Consider the following 14,866-nt stretch of genomic DNA (forward strand, 5'->3'; position numbering starts at 1 on the left):
TTCCCTTGAGGGATATAGTTAGCCCGCTATACTGAGCGGATAGCAATTCCCTTTTTTCGGGTAGAATGCCCGATTTCCGTATTATTACAGGCTAAATCACACACATGCGACTTGATAAATTTATCGCTCAGCAGCTTGGCGTCAGCCGCGCTATTGCCGGGCGTGAAATTCGTGGTAACCGCGTTACCGTCGATGGCGACATCATTAAAAATGCGGCCTTCAAACTGCTCCCGGAACATGCGGTTGCGTATGACGGCAATCCCTTAGCGCAGCAACACGGGCCACGCTATTTTATGCTTAACAAGCCGCAGGGATACGTTTGTTCAACCGATGATCCCGATCATCCAACGGTGCTGTATTTCCTGGATGAGCCGGTGGCGTATAAGCTGCATGCCGCAGGACGTCTGGATATCGATACTACCGGTCTGGTGTTAATGACAGATGACGGTCAATGGTCGCACCGCATTACGTCGCCGCGCCATCACTGTGAAAAAACCTATCTGGTGACCCTGGAGTCGCCGGTGGCCGACGATACGGCAGCGCAATTTGCGAAAGGCGTGCAGTTGCATAATGAAAAAGATCTCACTAAACCCGCTACGCTGGAGGTGATAACGCCTGTGCAGGTCCGTTTGACCATCAGCGAAGGCCGTTATCATCAGGTGAAGCGGATGTTTGCCGCAGTAGGCAATCGCGTTGTGGAACTGCACCGCGAACGGATTGGCGCCATTACGCTGGATGAGAATCTGGCTCCCGGCGAGTACCGCCCGTTGACTGAAGAAGAAATCGCCAGCGTCGGCTAACTATCTCGTTAAATTCAGGAGTTCGATGTGACCACCCGGCAGCACTCTTCCTTTGCCATTGTCTTTATTCTTGGCCTGTTGGCCATGTTAATGCCGCTGTCGATTGATATGTATCTTCCAGCGCTGCCGGTGATTTCTGCGCAATTCGGCGTGCCTGCCGGTAGCGCGCAGATGACGCTCAGCACCTATATTCTGGGGTTTGCGCTGGGTCAGCTTATCTATGGACCGATGGCGGATAGCCTCGGGCGTAAGCCGGTCATCCTGGGCGGGACGCTGGTATTTGCCGCTGCGGCGGTCGCCTGTGCGTTGGCGCAGACTATCGATCAACTGATCGTGATGCGTTTCTTTCACGGTTTGGCGGCCGCGGCGGCAAGCGTCGTCATCAATGCGCTGATGCGGGATATTTATCCAAAGGAAGAGTTTTCGCGCATGATGTCATTTGTCATGCTGGTCACTACGATAGCGCCGTTAATGGCGCCCATTGTCGGCGGCTGGGTGTTGGTATGGTTAAGCTGGCACTATATCTTCTGGATACTGGCCATTGCGGCGATTCTGGCGTCAGTCATGATCTTTGCTCTGATTAAAGAGACGCTGCCCGTTGAGCGGCGTCAGCCTTTTCATATTCGTACCACAATAGGTAACTTTGCCGCGTTGTTTCGCCACAAACGCGTACTGAGCTATATGCTGGCGAGCGGGTTTAGTTTTGCCGGTATGTTCTCTTTTTTGAGCGCGGGGCCGTTTGTTTATATCGAAATTAATCATGTTCCGCCGCAGGATTTCGGCTACTACTTCGCGTTGAACATCGTATTTCTGTTTGTGATGACGATTATCAACAGCCGTTTTGTCAGACGGGTAGGGGCGCTAAACATGTTTCGGGCCGGGCTATGGATTCAGTTTGCGATGGCGGTGTGGATGGTTTTCAGCGCGCTGATGGGCATTGGATTCTGGGCGCTGGTGGTCGGCGTTGCGGCGTTTGTCGGCTGTGTGTCGATGGTTTCGTCCAATGCGATGGCGGTCATTTTGGATGAGTTTCCGCATATGGCCGGAACGGCGTCTTCGTTGGCGGGCACTTTCCGCTTTGGTATTGGCGCTATCGTCGGCGCGTTGCTGTCGCTGGCTACCTTTACCAGTGCGTGGCCGATGATCTGGTCGATTGCGCTTTGTGCCGCCTGTTCCATTCTGTTTTATCTCTACGCCAGCCGTCCCAAAAAACGGTGATAGACTCGCTGTCCCTCAATGGCGCCGAAAAATGCGCAGGCGGCGTTGGGGGACGCTATCCGCTACACGATGGCAAAGCCAAACGACTTTCATAGTTGATGTATATCAATTACCAATTCATCATTTTCCTCCTTTATGTTTATTTTATGTAAAATCCATTTATGTAAAAAGTCACATCATTGTAGTTAAAAAGGTTGAGTTAGATCGCAGAAACGGGTACATATAGCCCGCCGCTATCTCCGCGTCGGTAAAACTATTTTAACTCCCGCTTGCTGTAGAGCCACTGACGGAGAGAAGGGCGTTAGCAATCTGTTTAAGGACGGGTTGTCAATGATGTGTTAATATAAATGTAAGTAAATTGTGAAGTAATTGTGCTTCCGGGGAAAGAAAGTGAATACATTACAGCTCTCAATTGTTCACCGTCTGCCGCAAAACTATCGCTGGTCGGCGGGTTTTGCGGGGTCAAAGGTTGAACCGATTCCGCAAAACGGGCAGAGCACCGAGAATAGTCTGGTGGCGCTTAAACTGTTGAGTCCGGCAGGCGATAGCGCGTGGTCAGTGATGCATAAGCTCAGCCAGGCGCTAAGCGATATTGAAGTTCCTTGCTCCGTGCTGGAGTGCGAAGGGGAGCCGTGCCTGTTCGTTAATCGTCAGGATGAGTTTGCCGCCACCTGTCGGCTGAAAAATTTCGGCGTGGCGATAGCGGAACCTTTTTCTAACAATAATCCTTTTTAGGCGTCAGCTTAACGCGAGTAGCTGACGCGTATACGCTTGTTGCGGTGCGGTAAACACGCGCTCGCATTGCCCCTGTTCAACTACCTCCCCCTGCCGCAGCACGATAACCTGATGGCACAGCGCGCGTACTACATGCAGATCGTGGCTAATGAAGATATAGGCCAGACGGTGCTTTTGCTGGAGCGATTTCAGGAGGGCAAGAATCTGCGCCTGAACGGTTTTATCCAGCGATGAGGTCGGTTCATCCAGAATAATAAGCGACGGTTTTAAAATCAGCGCCCTGGCGACGGCGATACGTTGACGCTGGCCGCCGGAAAACTCAGCGGGGTAACGATGCCGCGTTTCCGGGTCCAGACCGACTTCCATCATGACCGCTTTCACCTGCTGTTCGCGCTGCGCGCCTGAAAGCGTAGGCTGGTGGACGCGCAGGCCTTCTTCGATAATTTGCAACACGTTTAAACGCGGGTTTAGCGATGAGTTCGGGTCCTGGAATACGACCTGGATACGGTGGCGAACAGGTAAAAGCTGGCGGCGGTTTAACGTATCCAGCGATTGACCGTCAAACACGATGCGGCCTTCGGAGCGGATAAGCCGTAACAGCGCCAGACCGGTGGTGCTTTTTCCCGATCCTGACTCGCCGACCAGACCCAGCGTTTCGCCTGGATGCAGGGTGAAACTGATATTGTTAACCACCACATTATGATCCACGACGCGCTTCAGAATGCCTTTGCGGATCGGGAAGGCGACGCGCAGCCTGTCCACCTCCAGCAACGGCGTCTGCCCGGCGGGGAGCGGAACCGGATCGCCTGTGGGTTCGCTGTTGAGTAGTTTTTGCGTGTACGGATGGGTCGGCGCGGAGAGCAGCGTGTCGGCGCGTTGGTTCTCTACGCACTTGCCGTGTTGCATTACCGCCACCGAATCCGCCAGTTTTTTTACAATGCTGAGGTTATGGGTGATAAACAGCAATCCCATATTGAGCTCGCGCTGGAGTTCCCGCAGTAGAGATAAAATCTGCGCCTGTACGGAGACGTCGAGGGCGGTGGTCGGCTCATCGGCGATCAGTAATTCCGGCCGTGTTAACAGCGCCATGGCTATCATGACGCGCTGGCGTTCGCCGCCGGAAAGCTGATGCGGATAATCGCGCAGACGCTGGCTCGCCTGGCGGATACCGACCCGATCCAGACAACCGATCATCTCCGCCCTTGCCGCCTCCCGACGCATTCCCCGATGGAGCGACAGCACTTCATAGAGCTGTTTTTCCAGCGTATGCAGCGGGTTAAGTGAAACCATCGGTTCCTGAAAAATCATGGCGATTTTATTGCCGCGCACGCCGCGTAGCGTCTGCTCGCTGGCATGAAGCAATGATTCGCCGTGAAAGCGAATATCGCCGGAGAGGTAGACGGCGGGAGGGGTAGGCAAAAGACGCAGAATGGAAAGCGCCGTCACGCTTTTTCCTGACCCGGACTCGCCGACCAGCGCCAGCGTTTCCCCGGCGTTCACCTGTAACGAAATGGCGTTAACGACAGGGCGCACGTGCTGTTGCTGACGGAAACCTACCGATAAATTTTCAATCGCAAGCAATGGAGATGTCATCTTATACCGCCTTAGCAGGATCAAAGGCGTCGCGTACCGCTTCGCCGATAAAAATCAGCAGCGATAGCAGAATGGCGACAGACAGAAAGGCGGCGATCCCCAGCCAGGGAGCCTGTAAGTTGTTTTTCCCCTGTAAAAGAAGTTCGCCGAGAGAAGGGGAGCCAAGCGGCAGACCAAATCCCAGAAAATCCAGCGACGTCAGGGTGGTGATGGAGCTACATAAAATGAACGGTAAAAATGTCAGGGTAGCGACCATCGCATTAGGCAACATATGGCGCAGGATAATGTCACGATCGCTGACGCCAAGCGCCTGCGCGGCGCGGATATAGTCAAAATTGCGGGTCCGTAAAAATTCGGCGCGCACCACGCCCACCAGACTCATCCAGCCAAACAGTACGGTTATGGCCAGCAGCCACCAGAAGTTAGGCTGCACTACGCTGGAAAGTAAAATAATCAGAAACAGGGTCGGCATCCCCGACCAGACTTCGATGAGACGTTGTCCCCATAAATCGACTTTGCCGCCATAATAGCCCTGTAGCGCGCCCGCCAGTACGCCCATGACGCTGGAGCAAATCGTTAACATCAGACCGAATAAAATAGAAATGCGGGTGCCGTACAGGATGCGGGCGAAAACGTCGCCGCCATTCGCATCGGTGCCCAGCCAGTTTTTCGCCGAAGGCGGGGAGGGGAAAGGCTGCGTGGTGGCAAAATTAATGGTATTGGCGCCAAAGCGTACGGGGGCCCACAACACCCAGCCCCGATTCTCAAGCTGCCGTTGTAGCCAGGGGTCCTGATAATCTGCCGTTGTCGCCAGCGGGCCGCCGAAATCGCGCTCGCTGTAATTTTTTACCAGCGGAAAATACCACTGGCCTTCATAGCGCACCAGCAATGGCTTATCGTTAGCAATCAGTTCCGCACATAAGCTCAGGCTGAACATGACCAGGAAAATCCATAGTGACCAATAGCCCCGGCGATTATGGCGGAAACGCGCCCAGCGGGCCTGATTGACCGGGCTTAATCGCGGCATTATCGTCCCTCAAAATCAATGCGTGGATCGACCAGCGTATAGCTGATATCGCTCAGGATATTCAGTAATAAGCCAATCAGGGTAAAGATATAAAGCGTACCGAACATCACCGGATAGTCGCGCGAAACGGTTGCTTCATAACCCAGCAGCCCCAGGCCGTTGAGCGAGAACATGACTTCAATTAGCAACGAGCCGGTGAAAAACATACTGATAAAAGTGGCGGGAAACCCGGCGATCACCAGCAGCATGGCGTTACGAAAAACATGTTTCCAGAGAATGTTTTTTTCACTCACGCCTTTAGCGCGAGCGGTAACGACATACTGTTTACGCACCTCGTCGAGAAACGAATTTTTCGTCAGCATCGTCAGGGCGGCAAAACCGCCGATGACGGTCGCCAACACCGGTAGCGTAATATGCCACAAATAATCGGTGATTTTTTGGTACCACGGTAACGTGTCAAAGTTGGCGGAGACCAGGCCACGTAGCGGAAAGATATCGTAGTAGCTGCCGCCGGCAAAAAAGACGATTAATAAAATAGCGAACAGAAAGGCGGGGATCGCATAACCAATAATGATAAACGCGCTGCTCCACACATCAAAGCGACTGCCGTTATGGACGGCTTTGCGGATCCCCAGCGGGATAGACACCAGATAAATAATCAGCGTGCTCCATAATCCCAGGGTAATGGAGACGGGAAGGCTATCTTTGATCAGCGTTAGTACGGATGCGCTGCGAAACAGACTGTCGCCGAAGTCAAAAGAGAGATAGTCCCGTAGCATCTTGAAATAACGCTCATGCAGCGGTTTGTCGAAGCCGTAGCGATGGGTGATCTCCGCGATCACCTCCGGATCGAGTCCCCGGCCGCCACGATAATGGCTGTCGCTGATATTGCCGACGCCGGTTTGCGCATGACTGGCGCGAACGCCTTCGCCGCTGGCGCCGGGCAACGCGCCGCCCTGGCCAAATTCAATCGCGGCAATCGCCTGATCGACAGGGCCGCCGGGAGCGATCTGCACGATAAAAAAGTTAATGGTAATAATGGCCCATAGCGTGGGGATCACCAGTAACAGACGGCGGATAAGATAGGCGCCCATTGATTCTTACTACCTCCTGGCTGCCGGTAGCTTGGCGGCTTTGTTGACATCATACCACCAGGTATCTAACCCGATGGTATATACCGGGCGAATCGCCGGATGGGAGAATTTATCCCACCAGGCGAGCCTGTCTTGCGCCATATACCACATCGGCAGCATGTAATAGTTCCAGGTCAGCACGCGATCCAGCGCCCGTCCCAGCGGCACCAGTTTCGCTTTATCACCCTGCGCTGCGATAATTTGCGCGATCAGTTTATCCACCACCGGGCTTTGTACGCCGGGAGCGTTATAACTGGAGTCAATGTATTCCGACGCCCATGAGATTTGTAGATCGGAGCTGGGCCAGGGCATCGCCCGCCATAGCCTCGGCATCATGTCATAGTCGCGGCTACGCATCCGGTTAGTGAGTTGAGAATTATCAACCTGACGGATAGTCATCGTAATGCCCAGACGCTGAAGATTATGCTGGAAGGGCAGAACCCACTGGCTATTACTGCTGGCAGGAAGGAGAAGTTCAAACGTCAGAGGCTTACCGGTGACGCTATTGACCCGTTGCTGTCCGTTGATCACCCATCCGGCCTGCGTCAACAAGGCGTCAGCTTTAAGAAGATTTTCGCGATCGTAGCCGTCGCCGTTAGAGACCGGCGGCTGATAGATCTGGGTGAAGACTTCAGGAGGAAGATCTTTTTTCATCGGCGCGAGTAATACCAGCTCATCGGCGTCAGGGTAATTTCTGGCGGCGTACTCGGTATTCTGGAAGTAACTGTTGGTTCGGCTCCAGGCATTATAGAACAGCGCTTTATTCATCCACTCAAAATCGAAGGCCAGGGTGACAGCTTCACGTACCCGCCGGTCTTTAAATACCGGGCGCTGAATATTAAAGGCCAGCCAGCGTGTGTCCTGCGCCGACTCGTTTTTCTGTTCTTCTTTAATGATGTAATGATTATCGAAATTTTTACCGATGTAGCGCGTTGCCCAGTTCTTAGCGTCGTTTTCCAGCCGTAGATCAAATGCGCCCGCTTTAAACGCCTCGAAAGCGACATTGTCATCAAGGTAGTAATCGTAGCGGATAGTGTCGAGGTTAAAACGTCCACGATTGACCGGCAGATTAGCCGCCCAGTAGTTTTTGACGCGTGAATAGACAATGTACTGGCCCATTTTCCACTGAGTAATCCGGTATGGCCCGCTGGCTAAGGGCGGCGTTGAAAGCGGATCGCTGAGTTTGTGATTTTTCCAGAATTTTTCGGGCATGATCGGTAGTGAAAACAGACTAAGCATGTCTTCTTTACCAGGCTTCGCCAGCTCAATTCGCACGGTTAAAGGCGCAATCGCCTTCACGGTAGTACCTTTATAGACCAGACGGAACTGCGGTACGCCTTCGGTCATAAACTTATGAAAGGTAAAGGCTACATCGCGGGCGGTAATGGGCGTGCCATCGTGAAAACGAGCGCGGGGATTAATCGAGATTTCCACCCAGGAATAGTCGGCGGCATAGCGGGCATGGTCGGCAATCAGCGGGTAATAGCTTCCGGGTTCATCATCCGAGGTGGTAAAAAGCGTATCGTAAAGGGCTTCGGTACGTACGCCGGGATTGCCGCGCAGCGAATAGCGATTGAAATTATCGAACGTACCAATGGCGGAAAGCGTCATCTGACCGCCTTTCGGCGCAGCAGGATTCACATAATCAAAGTGATCAAAGTTAAAAGCATACTTAGGTTCGCCGAGTACGGCGAAAGCGTAGCTTTCTTTGATTTCCTGGGCCTGGGCGCCAGCGCTAACCAGTGCGACAAGCAGAAGCATTACGCGCGCAATCATCTGAAGGCGGTTTCCTTATCGTATTGCCCGCTGCAAACCGGCAGGCGTTTCGCTGAATAATAAGTGACGTTGCGTCTGATGTGAATCCGTTAAAACCGTAAGGGGACTACCATTCAGGCACGGAAGGCGCCGACATCCACAGCACGAAATCTTTTAGGGGTAAAGGACGGCTAATCCAGTACCCCTGCAAGTAATTAACACCGTGATCGCGTAGCCAACGGGCCTGCTCCGGCGTTTCAACGCCCTCGGCCACCGTCAGCATATTCAGGCGTCTGGAGAGTGTCAGCACGGTATCCAGAACCGGAGACGTGACGGTTTCCGTGCCGATCGCCTGGATAAAGCCGCGATCGATTTTCAGATAATCTAAAGTAAATCGCTCCAGATAAATCAGGGCGCTATGGCCTGTACCGAAATCATCTATAGCGATTTCAAACCCGGCGGAATGCAGCCATTCGAACAGTTTGGCCGCTTCATACTGCTGGAGCATATCGCGTTCAGTGATTTCCAGCACGATATGAAAATGGTGCGCGGGCAGGGCGTCCCTGAGCCGGTGCATATCCTCTTTAAAACTGTCGCTGTGCAGATGTTCCGGCGCGATGTTAATGCCAAATTTGGCACCGACGGGCATCACCTTCTGTAGCGTGGGTGCGTCGCGGGCGATCAGCTCGAACAGATGCTGCGTTAACGGTACGATAAGTTGCTGCGCTTCGGCATAGTGGATAAAGGCATCCGGCGGAATCTCGCCTGCCGTAGGGTGACGCCAGCGCAGTAAGACTTCAAGCCCGGTGACGCTCAGCGTACGAGTATCGACGACGGGCTGATAAACCACATAAAACTGCTCGTGTTTGATCGCCGTTAAAATCTCTTTGCCCGGTCGCGTCCGGAGGGCATAGATAAAGTAACAGATAAACCCCGCTACGATGCCGCTAATGCAGCCCAGCATCAACGCATACCACAAGTCATTGTAGGTCCAGCTATCGGCATAAAGCTGTATTTTAAGCGGCAGGCCGTTGATAGTTGCCTGTCGTGAAGGCGTGCCCGGCAGCTCCGCGACGGTCAGCAGACGCGAAGAAAAGGTCGACAGCGCGGTATTGCCGACAATCAGCGCGATGCCGTTAAAATCGTCCTGGCGCGTGGTATAGAGTAAGTAGGGCGTCAGGTTAATATTCAGCGATGTGAATACGCCGCTGTCATTTAATAATGGGTTTCGATACCAAATCACCATTGTCGGTTTGTTGGGCATCATTGGCGTGCCGGGCAGAATCGCCATAGCAACGTCTTTGCGGATATCTATATCCGGTACCAGTTGCTGAAGCGGCATATTCATGGCGCCAGTGGCGGAAGAGCAGAACACTTTTTTATCTTTAATCAATAAGAAGGCGCGGACATTAAGGCTAAAAGCGGCTCTTGAGGTGAGTTCTGCGCCAACCTGCTGACAGGTGTTGATCGTCAACGGTTGAAGAATATCGGTGGTGGCTTTCAGGTCGGCGAAATAGCTGGCCAGGTAATGTTGTACATCAGAAAGGAGCGTATTGTATTTAACATCCCGTTTATGCCACGACAGGAAAAATTGCAGGCTACCAATAAGTAATGCTGCCGCCATCCCCGTAATGATACAGGTAAGCAGGATTTTCCGACCGGAAGAGGAGTCGCGTGTTAGCATAATTCCTGGTGTGACCTGAAAAGGCGGATGCCGGTTAAACTGGTTGATTTATAAGACTATAGCCTGGATTACCCCGGATAGTCATGCTTTTCTGTGATGCGCAGGAAAGCGTATTGTCGCAGTAGTCGTTGGCGGAAACGACCTGAATGTCTGATGGCGCTATGTTTATCAGGCCTATGTTCGTGTGTTGTAGGCTGGATAAGAGGCGACACGTCGCTATTCGGTAAAACGGGTTCAGAAGGGATAATAAGCAAAAGCACTGCCGAAGCAGTGCTTTTTATGCCGTCTCATCAGGTAAGCCAAGGGAGGTGCTGCCTGATGAAGATTAACTGCGGCTCAGAACTCGACGCGCTTCATTGTAGCGTTTTTTCCAGTACGGTTCGTTCATACTGGAGATAATGACGCCGCTACTGGTAGACGCATGGACAAACTGGTTATTGCCGATATAAATACCGACATGACGACCAGTGGAACCGGCGCGGAACAGAACCAGATCGCCCGTACGCAGGTTATTGCGTGAAACCGCTTTGCCCATTTCCTGCTGTTCATAGGTTGAACGCGGAAGCTCTAAACCAAACTGTTCACGGAAGGTGCGCTGTACAAAGCTGGAACAGTCGACGCCTTTCTTAGTGCTGCCGCCAAGGCGGTAACGCACGCCTTTCCAGTCAGCATACTGATCCATAATCCGCGACTTAACGTCGAGGTTACGCACCATATTTTCAAATTCATCCTGAGAGGCTTGCAGTGAAGAGCTATCGCTATTGCCCACAGCATGCGTCTCAGAATGCATATTCTTTGCGGTATTGGTGGTTGTGCTACAAGCAGAAAGCAGAACCGCAACTGCAATCGCAGGAATCCCGCGCAAAATATATCTCAAAATCGGTTGAGATTTGACCATGTTGTTTGTTTTCCCTTGAAGTCCTTAACGATAAATATCGTTATAAAAATGCCAAACGTGATGAGACTAATTACCTGCACAGCTTGAGACAATTCTTTGTGCACAAATCTGTGGCGGAACGCACAAATTTATTCGCAATGAGAATAATTATCTGGCGAGGCAAAACGAGTTTGAGATTACCCGATTGTTGCTGTCATTGCGAGCGATTTCGCGTGATTTTTTATAAGAATTTATGATACGAAAAGTGAACTATCAGCACGGGTCAAATTAAGCGCAAATCGTTTAAAAATCGGACAACCTGTTCATTTTGCACAGGAATAATATGACCGAAAAATGATGGGCTGGGGGAATATCATCATAAATTACCTTCAACGATGTAAAACTATCGCTGAAGGTAATGTTAATTACATGGGTTATTTGTTTAAAATTTGTTTATTTCCGCCCGGGAGATAATTCTCAAAAAGCGCTATCGCCCGGTCGCTGAGCGGGGTCATCAGCCACCAGGGGAGGCCAATCAAAATAACCGTGAGTGACCCGACCACAATATCGGTGAACCAGTGAGCGCCAATCATAACGCGCGGAAACGCGAAAACCACAAATATAATAAGGGCGATAATCCCCGCCGTTTTGCCGAAATAACGCAGCATAAAGGCGGAAAATATCAGCAGCATCATACCGTGATCGCCTGGGAAACTGTCTTTTGACGCGTCTTTTGTCGGGATATGCAGCAACTCGCTGACGCGATAAATATGCTCAAAAGAGAGCGTTGGGCTGGCGCGCTTGACGGGGAGCAGCGCCTGACCGAGTTGGTTAAGCACCACCGCTGTTAGCAGCATGACCAATCCGATTATCACAATGCGCCGCCGGCCCGACGCGTCTTCTTTTAGCCAGAAACTGAGCATCAGTCCGCCCATCGCCAGCAGCGAACAGCCGTCAAACGCCCGATTATTGGTAATAGCGACCCACCAGAGGAACGCGTGGCTTTCCACCAGTTTCTGGTTAAAGAAGTGGAATATGCCGGAATCAATGGTGAACCAGAAGCCGTGATTGACGGGAAGATACCATGACAAAAACAGCGCCAGACCGGCGGCATTAAGCAGAATTATCAAGGAATAGCGGGTTTTCATCGTCATTTCGCCATAGTTTTTAAACGGTGGCAACCTTACGCGTGCGTCGCTAAACGAAGCTTCAACAAGGCCGTCTGTAACGTATTCCAGTCGGTTTCTGTGTTTGAGATAAGTTCAACCCGGCTATCCGGCGGCGCGACACTCTGTGTTTCGATGTGCAGGTCATCGCCCTGGCGATTGATGCGTACCAGCCCCTCTTGTATGCGCATAACGCCTTTCACCCGGCCCACCGGCGCCAGACGCGCCCATTCGAGTAGGCCAATGGTGTCAAACACGGTATCGGCATCGAAAATCCAGCCGCAGGCCTGATGACCTTGTCCGCTATTGAGGCTGCGTCGCCAGCGCTGCTGGGCGGGCAGATTTAGCGCGGCGAGTCCTTTTTTACTGGCATGAGTGTGAGAATGCGCGGCGCTGGCCGGCAGTTCCGCCAGATTTTGTCGTGGTAAATCCAGAAGCTTACCGTCTATCTGTCCATGTTCGGCATGAATCAGTTGACGATCGCCGCCGTACTGTCGCCACCACTGTTGCAGGGCGGCATCGCTCTGCGCCGTGGCGCGATCGGTCTTATTGGCGATGATAATATCGGCTGAGGCGAGCTGATCGCGGAAATTTTCATTGGCGACGCTCTGTTGGTCCAGTAGCAGGCGAGGGTCAAGGATGCAGAGCGTAGCGCGTAAATCAATCCACGGCTCATAAACCGGCGCAGTTAATAAATCCAGAATCTGTTTTGGGTGCCCCAGTCCGGTTGGTTCAATCAGCAACCGATCAGGTTTGCCCTGGCGTAGCAGCGTGTTGAGCCCCACCTGCATAGGCAATCCGTTGACGCAGCACATGCAGCCGCCGGGGATCTCTTTTAGCAGTGCGCCGCTGTCGGCAAGCAGCGCGCCGTCAATACCCACTTCGCCAAATTCATTGACCAGGACGGCCCACTTTTCAGCCGGATCTTTATGGGCTAATAAATGAAGGATAGAGGTGGTTTTTCCGCTACCGAGAAATCCAGTAATAAGATTGGTTTTGGTCACGTCAGCTCCAGAATATTGATACAACATAACAACTTTTAATAATCCTGGCGAATAAACGTGAAAAAGAGAAGCGCTGAGTTGACGAAGTCGTGCTTCTGCCATCTTAAGAGCAGAAAATGTTAAATTTTTAACGTTTCTCTTGCCTGGTGCAGAACAATCAATAAAGAAAAGGGTCAGACTGCGCCCTGGGGCGCAGCCGAAAAATGTGAAACTTAATCCGCGCGCCCCATATAACGGCGCTCTTCGATATGAATGCGGATTTTCTCACCTGCGCTCAGGTATTCAGGAACCTGAATCACCAGACCGGTGCTTAATGTCGCGGGTTTGTTACGTGCGCTGGCGGACGCCCCTTTAATACCCGGCGCGGTTTCGACGATTTCCAGATCCACGGTCTGCGGAAGCTCTAGCGCCAGCAGTTGGCCGTCCCAGGTCAGAACCTGCATATCCGGCATTCCGCCTTCAGGCATAAACAGCAACTCTTCTTCAATCTGATCTTTGGTGAAGGTATACGGCGTATAGTCTTCTTTATCCATGAACACATATTCGTTGCCATCGACATAAGAAAAGTCAACGCCGCGACGGCTCAGGGTGACGGTATCAACGATATCGTCGCCTTTGAAACGTTCTTCCACTTTCAGACCGGTGCGGACATCGGAAAAACGCATTTTATACAGTGTGGCGGCGCCACGGGCGGTAGGCGACTGAATGTCGATATCTTTCACAATCAGCAATTTGCCGTTGTAGTTCAGTACCATACCTTTTTTGATTTCGTTCGCTCTTGGCATCGAGGAGATCCTGTTGTAGAGATTATCTAAAATATCGCGTAAAACTACTCGCGCCGGGCCGTCCAGGCAAGTGGAAATGTCACTTTTGCTGGTGCAAAAAAGGTGATACTGTTCGCCCGCTTTCCGCTCCGCGTTCAACGAGAATACGCGATGGCATGTCGCCCGGAGGGGGGAAGTGTGCTGTGTTGTCCCTTCTGTTTCCAGCCTTGTCTTCGGAATGTCTGAGGGCAGGCCTGATCATGATGACGTCCACATTTTAAATCTGGATTTTTCTTTGGACAAATTCTGTTATCTTTCATTTGGTTATAAATAGAGGGCTGAGCATGGACTGTCGTAGCGGTTGTGGCGCTTGCTGTATTGCGCCTTCAATTTCGTCGCCGATACCCGGAATGCCGTATGGCAAGCCGATGAATACCAGATGCGTGCAGCTTTCGGAAGATAACTTGTGCCTTATCTTTGGCTCGCCTTTACGCCCAAAAGTGTGCTCTGGTTTGCAACCGACAGGGGACATGTGTTTAACGACCCGGGAAGAGGCCATTATTTATTTGCTGGAACTCGAACAGAAAACCTTACCATGAGCTAAGCCGTTTTTGATAAACGTGCAGGGGCTTACGTTATATCTCGAAATAGTCTGCAAAAGCTGCGCCTCAAATTACCTCCTTTTACCATTAAATAGCGTAATACATGCTTCCCTTATTTCGTGGCTTCTGAAGCGGTAGATGTCGCCGCTCAACCCCGTTGGTGCCTGAACGTGTACCGAATAAACCGTCACATAAAACAAAAACGATCAATTTTATTTATATGATAGCTTTTATCTATTAAAGAGAGGAATTTTGATCGATTTTAATTATTTATAACGATCGATATCATGAATTTGATAGTTTATATCTATCATTGATGTATTTACCGATCGATATAACCAGTGTGAATGTGTTGTTATTTTCCTTTAAAATACTCGAATTCTTATGTGTGGGTTTTATCTTATGAAGAAATATACGTTCGCAGCCAGGGCGTTTATTTTTACGCTGGTGTTGCTTTTTGTTATTTCAGTATTCGGGTTGACTATTAGCGTTTTAAAAGGGATGTGAA

The 14,866-nt window shown here is 51.5% G+C and carries 14 protein-coding genes; 5 read left to right on the top strand and 9 right to left on the bottom strand.

Annotated elements, in window-relative coordinates; genetic code table 11:
- Positions 1-104: 104 nt before the first annotated feature.
- From rsuA to ACLJPQ_RS04845, 3 genes are all read left to right on the top strand, one after another.
- Positions 105-800 (top strand): 16S rRNA pseudouridine(516) synthase RsuA, encoded by a 696-nt coding sequence (gene rsuA / locus ACLJPQ_RS04835; RefSeq protein ID WP_001234836.1) that lies wholly within the window; start codon positions 105-107, stop codon positions 798-800.
- 27 nt (positions 801-827) lie between these two features.
- The gene (locus ACLJPQ_RS04840) at positions 828-2,018 is read left to right on the top strand and encodes a Bcr/CflA family multidrug efflux MFS transporter (protein WP_000213349.1); all 1,191 of its coding nucleotides are present in this window, start codon (positions 828-830) and stop codon (positions 2,016-2,018) included.
- 390 nt (positions 2,019-2,408) lie between these two features.
- Positions 2,409-2,753 (top strand): YejG family protein, encoded by a 345-nt coding sequence (locus tag ACLJPQ_RS04845; RefSeq protein ID WP_001094639.1) that lies wholly within the window; start codon positions 2,409-2,411, stop codon positions 2,751-2,753.
- Positions 2,754-2,756: 3 nt separating this feature from the next.
- On the opposite strand, the gene yejF is transcribed toward ACLJPQ_RS04845, so the two are convergent.
- From yejF to yeiP, 9 genes are all read right to left on the bottom strand, one after another.
- Entirely contained in the window at positions 2,757-4,346 is a 1,590-nt protein-coding gene (gene yejF / locus ACLJPQ_RS04850) for a microcin C ABC transporter ATP-binding protein YejF (protein ID WP_000203619.1), read from the bottom strand.
- A gap of 1 nt (position 4,347) precedes the next feature.
- Positions 4,348-5,373 (bottom strand): ABC transporter permease, encoded by a 1,026-nt coding sequence (locus ACLJPQ_RS04855; protein ID WP_001137753.1) that lies wholly within the window; start codon positions 5,371-5,373, stop codon positions 4,348-4,350.
- Entirely contained in the window at positions 5,373-6,467 is a 1,095-nt protein-coding gene (locus ACLJPQ_RS04860; RefSeq protein ID WP_000501623.1) for a microcin C ABC transporter permease YejB, read from the bottom strand. The genes ACLJPQ_RS04855 and ACLJPQ_RS04860 overlap by 1 nt, the downstream gene beginning before the upstream one ends.
- 9 nt (positions 6,468-6,476) lie before the next feature.
- On the bottom strand, positions 6,477-8,282 hold the full coding sequence (locus ACLJPQ_RS04865) for an extracellular solute-binding protein (protein ID WP_000561742.1): 1,806 nt from the start codon (positions 8,280-8,282) through the stop codon (positions 6,477-6,479).
- A 106-nt stretch (positions 8,283-8,388) separates the two neighbouring features.
- Positions 8,389-9,945 (bottom strand): cyclic di-GMP phosphodiesterase, encoded by a 1,557-nt coding sequence (locus ACLJPQ_RS04870; protein WP_000957763.1) that lies wholly within the window; start codon positions 9,943-9,945, stop codon positions 8,389-8,391.
- 325 nt (positions 9,946-10,270) lie between these two features.
- Positions 10,271-10,843: a bifunctional murein DD-endopeptidase/murein LD-carboxypeptidase gene (gene mepS / locus ACLJPQ_RS04875; RefSeq protein WP_000241015.1), complete on the bottom strand. Its 573-nt coding sequence runs from the start codon at positions 10,841-10,843 to the stop codon at positions 10,271-10,273.
- Between the two features lie 413 nt (positions 10,844-11,256).
- Positions 11,257-11,976 (bottom strand): phosphatase PAP2 family protein, encoded by a 720-nt coding sequence (locus tag ACLJPQ_RS04880; RefSeq protein ID WP_052907437.1) that lies wholly within the window; start codon positions 11,974-11,976, stop codon positions 11,257-11,259.
- 29 nt (positions 11,977-12,005) lie between these two features.
- The gene (locus ACLJPQ_RS04885; RefSeq protein ID WP_000169350.1) at positions 12,006-12,992 is read right to left on the bottom strand and encodes a CobW family GTP-binding protein; all 987 of its coding nucleotides are present in this window, start codon (positions 12,990-12,992) and stop codon (positions 12,006-12,008) included.
- Positions 12,993-13,204: 212 nt separating this feature from the next.
- Positions 13,205-13,777, bottom strand: a complete 573-nt coding sequence (gene yeiP / locus ACLJPQ_RS04890; protein ID WP_001136822.1) for an elongation factor P-like protein YeiP — start codon at positions 13,775-13,777, stop codon at positions 13,205-13,207.
- Positions 13,778-14,100: 323 nt separating this feature from the next.
- Here yeiP and ACLJPQ_RS04895 point away from each other — a divergent pair, with 323 nt between their 5' ends.
- Together ACLJPQ_RS04895 and ACLJPQ_RS04900 are read left to right on the top strand one after the other, a co-directional pair.
- Entirely contained in the window at positions 14,101-14,355 is a 255-nt protein-coding gene (locus ACLJPQ_RS04895) for a YkgJ family cysteine cluster protein (protein WP_010989043.1), read from the top strand.
- 387 nt (positions 14,356-14,742) lie between these two features.
- Positions 14,743-14,865, top strand: a complete 123-nt coding sequence (locus ACLJPQ_RS04900) for a membrane protein (protein ID WP_001519564.1) — start codon at positions 14,743-14,745, stop codon at positions 14,863-14,865.
- The last annotated feature ends 1 nt before the right edge of the window (position 14,866 follow it).

The organism is Salmonella sp. SAL04213, assembly GCF_046550535.1.
Taxonomy (GTDB): domain Bacteria; phylum Pseudomonadota; class Gammaproteobacteria; order Enterobacterales; family Enterobacteriaceae; genus Salmonella; species Salmonella enterica.

What these genes read in the sequence shown, in the direction of transcription:
- rsuA (WP_001234836.1), top strand. Translation starts at nt 105, where the DNA reads ATGCGACTTGATAAATTTATCGCTCAGCAGCTTGGCGTCAGCCGCGCT.
- yejF (WP_000203619.1), bottom strand. Translation starts at nt 4,346, where the DNA reads ATGACATCTCCATTGCTTGCGATTGAAAATTTATCGGTAGGTTTCCGT.
- ACLJPQ_RS04855 (WP_001137753.1), bottom strand. Translation starts at nt 5,373, where the DNA reads ATGCCGCGATTAAGCCCGGTCAATCAGGCCCGCTGGGCGCGTTTCCGC.
- ACLJPQ_RS04860 (WP_000501623.1), bottom strand. Translation starts at nt 6,467, where the DNA reads ATGGGCGCCTATCTTATCCGCCGTCTGTTACTGGTGATCCCCACGCTA.
- ACLJPQ_RS04865 (WP_000561742.1), bottom strand. Translation starts at nt 8,282, where the DNA reads ATGATTGCGCGCGTAATGCTTCTGCTTGTCGCACTGGTTAGCGCTGGC.
- ACLJPQ_RS04870 (WP_000957763.1), bottom strand. Translation starts at nt 9,945, where the DNA reads ATGCTAACACGCGACTCCTCTTCCGGTCGGAAAATCCTGCTTACCTGT.
- mepS (WP_000241015.1), bottom strand. Translation starts at nt 10,843, where the DNA reads ATGGTCAAATCTCAACCGATTTTGAGATATATTTTGCGCGGGATTCCT.
- ACLJPQ_RS04880 (WP_052907437.1), bottom strand. Translation starts at nt 11,976, where the DNA reads ATGACGATGAAAACCCGCTATTCCTTGATAATTCTGCTTAATGCCGCC.
- yeiP (WP_001136822.1), bottom strand. Translation starts at nt 13,777, where the DNA reads ATGCCAAGAGCGAACGAAATCAAAAAAGGTATGGTACTGAACTACAAC.
- ACLJPQ_RS04895 (WP_010989043.1), top strand. Translation starts at nt 14,101, where the DNA reads ATGGACTGTCGTAGCGGTTGTGGCGCTTGCTGTATTGCGCCTTCAATT.
- ACLJPQ_RS04900 (WP_001519564.1), top strand. Translation starts at nt 14,743, where the DNA reads ATGTGTGGGTTTTATCTTATGAAGAAATATACGTTCGCAGCCAGGGCG.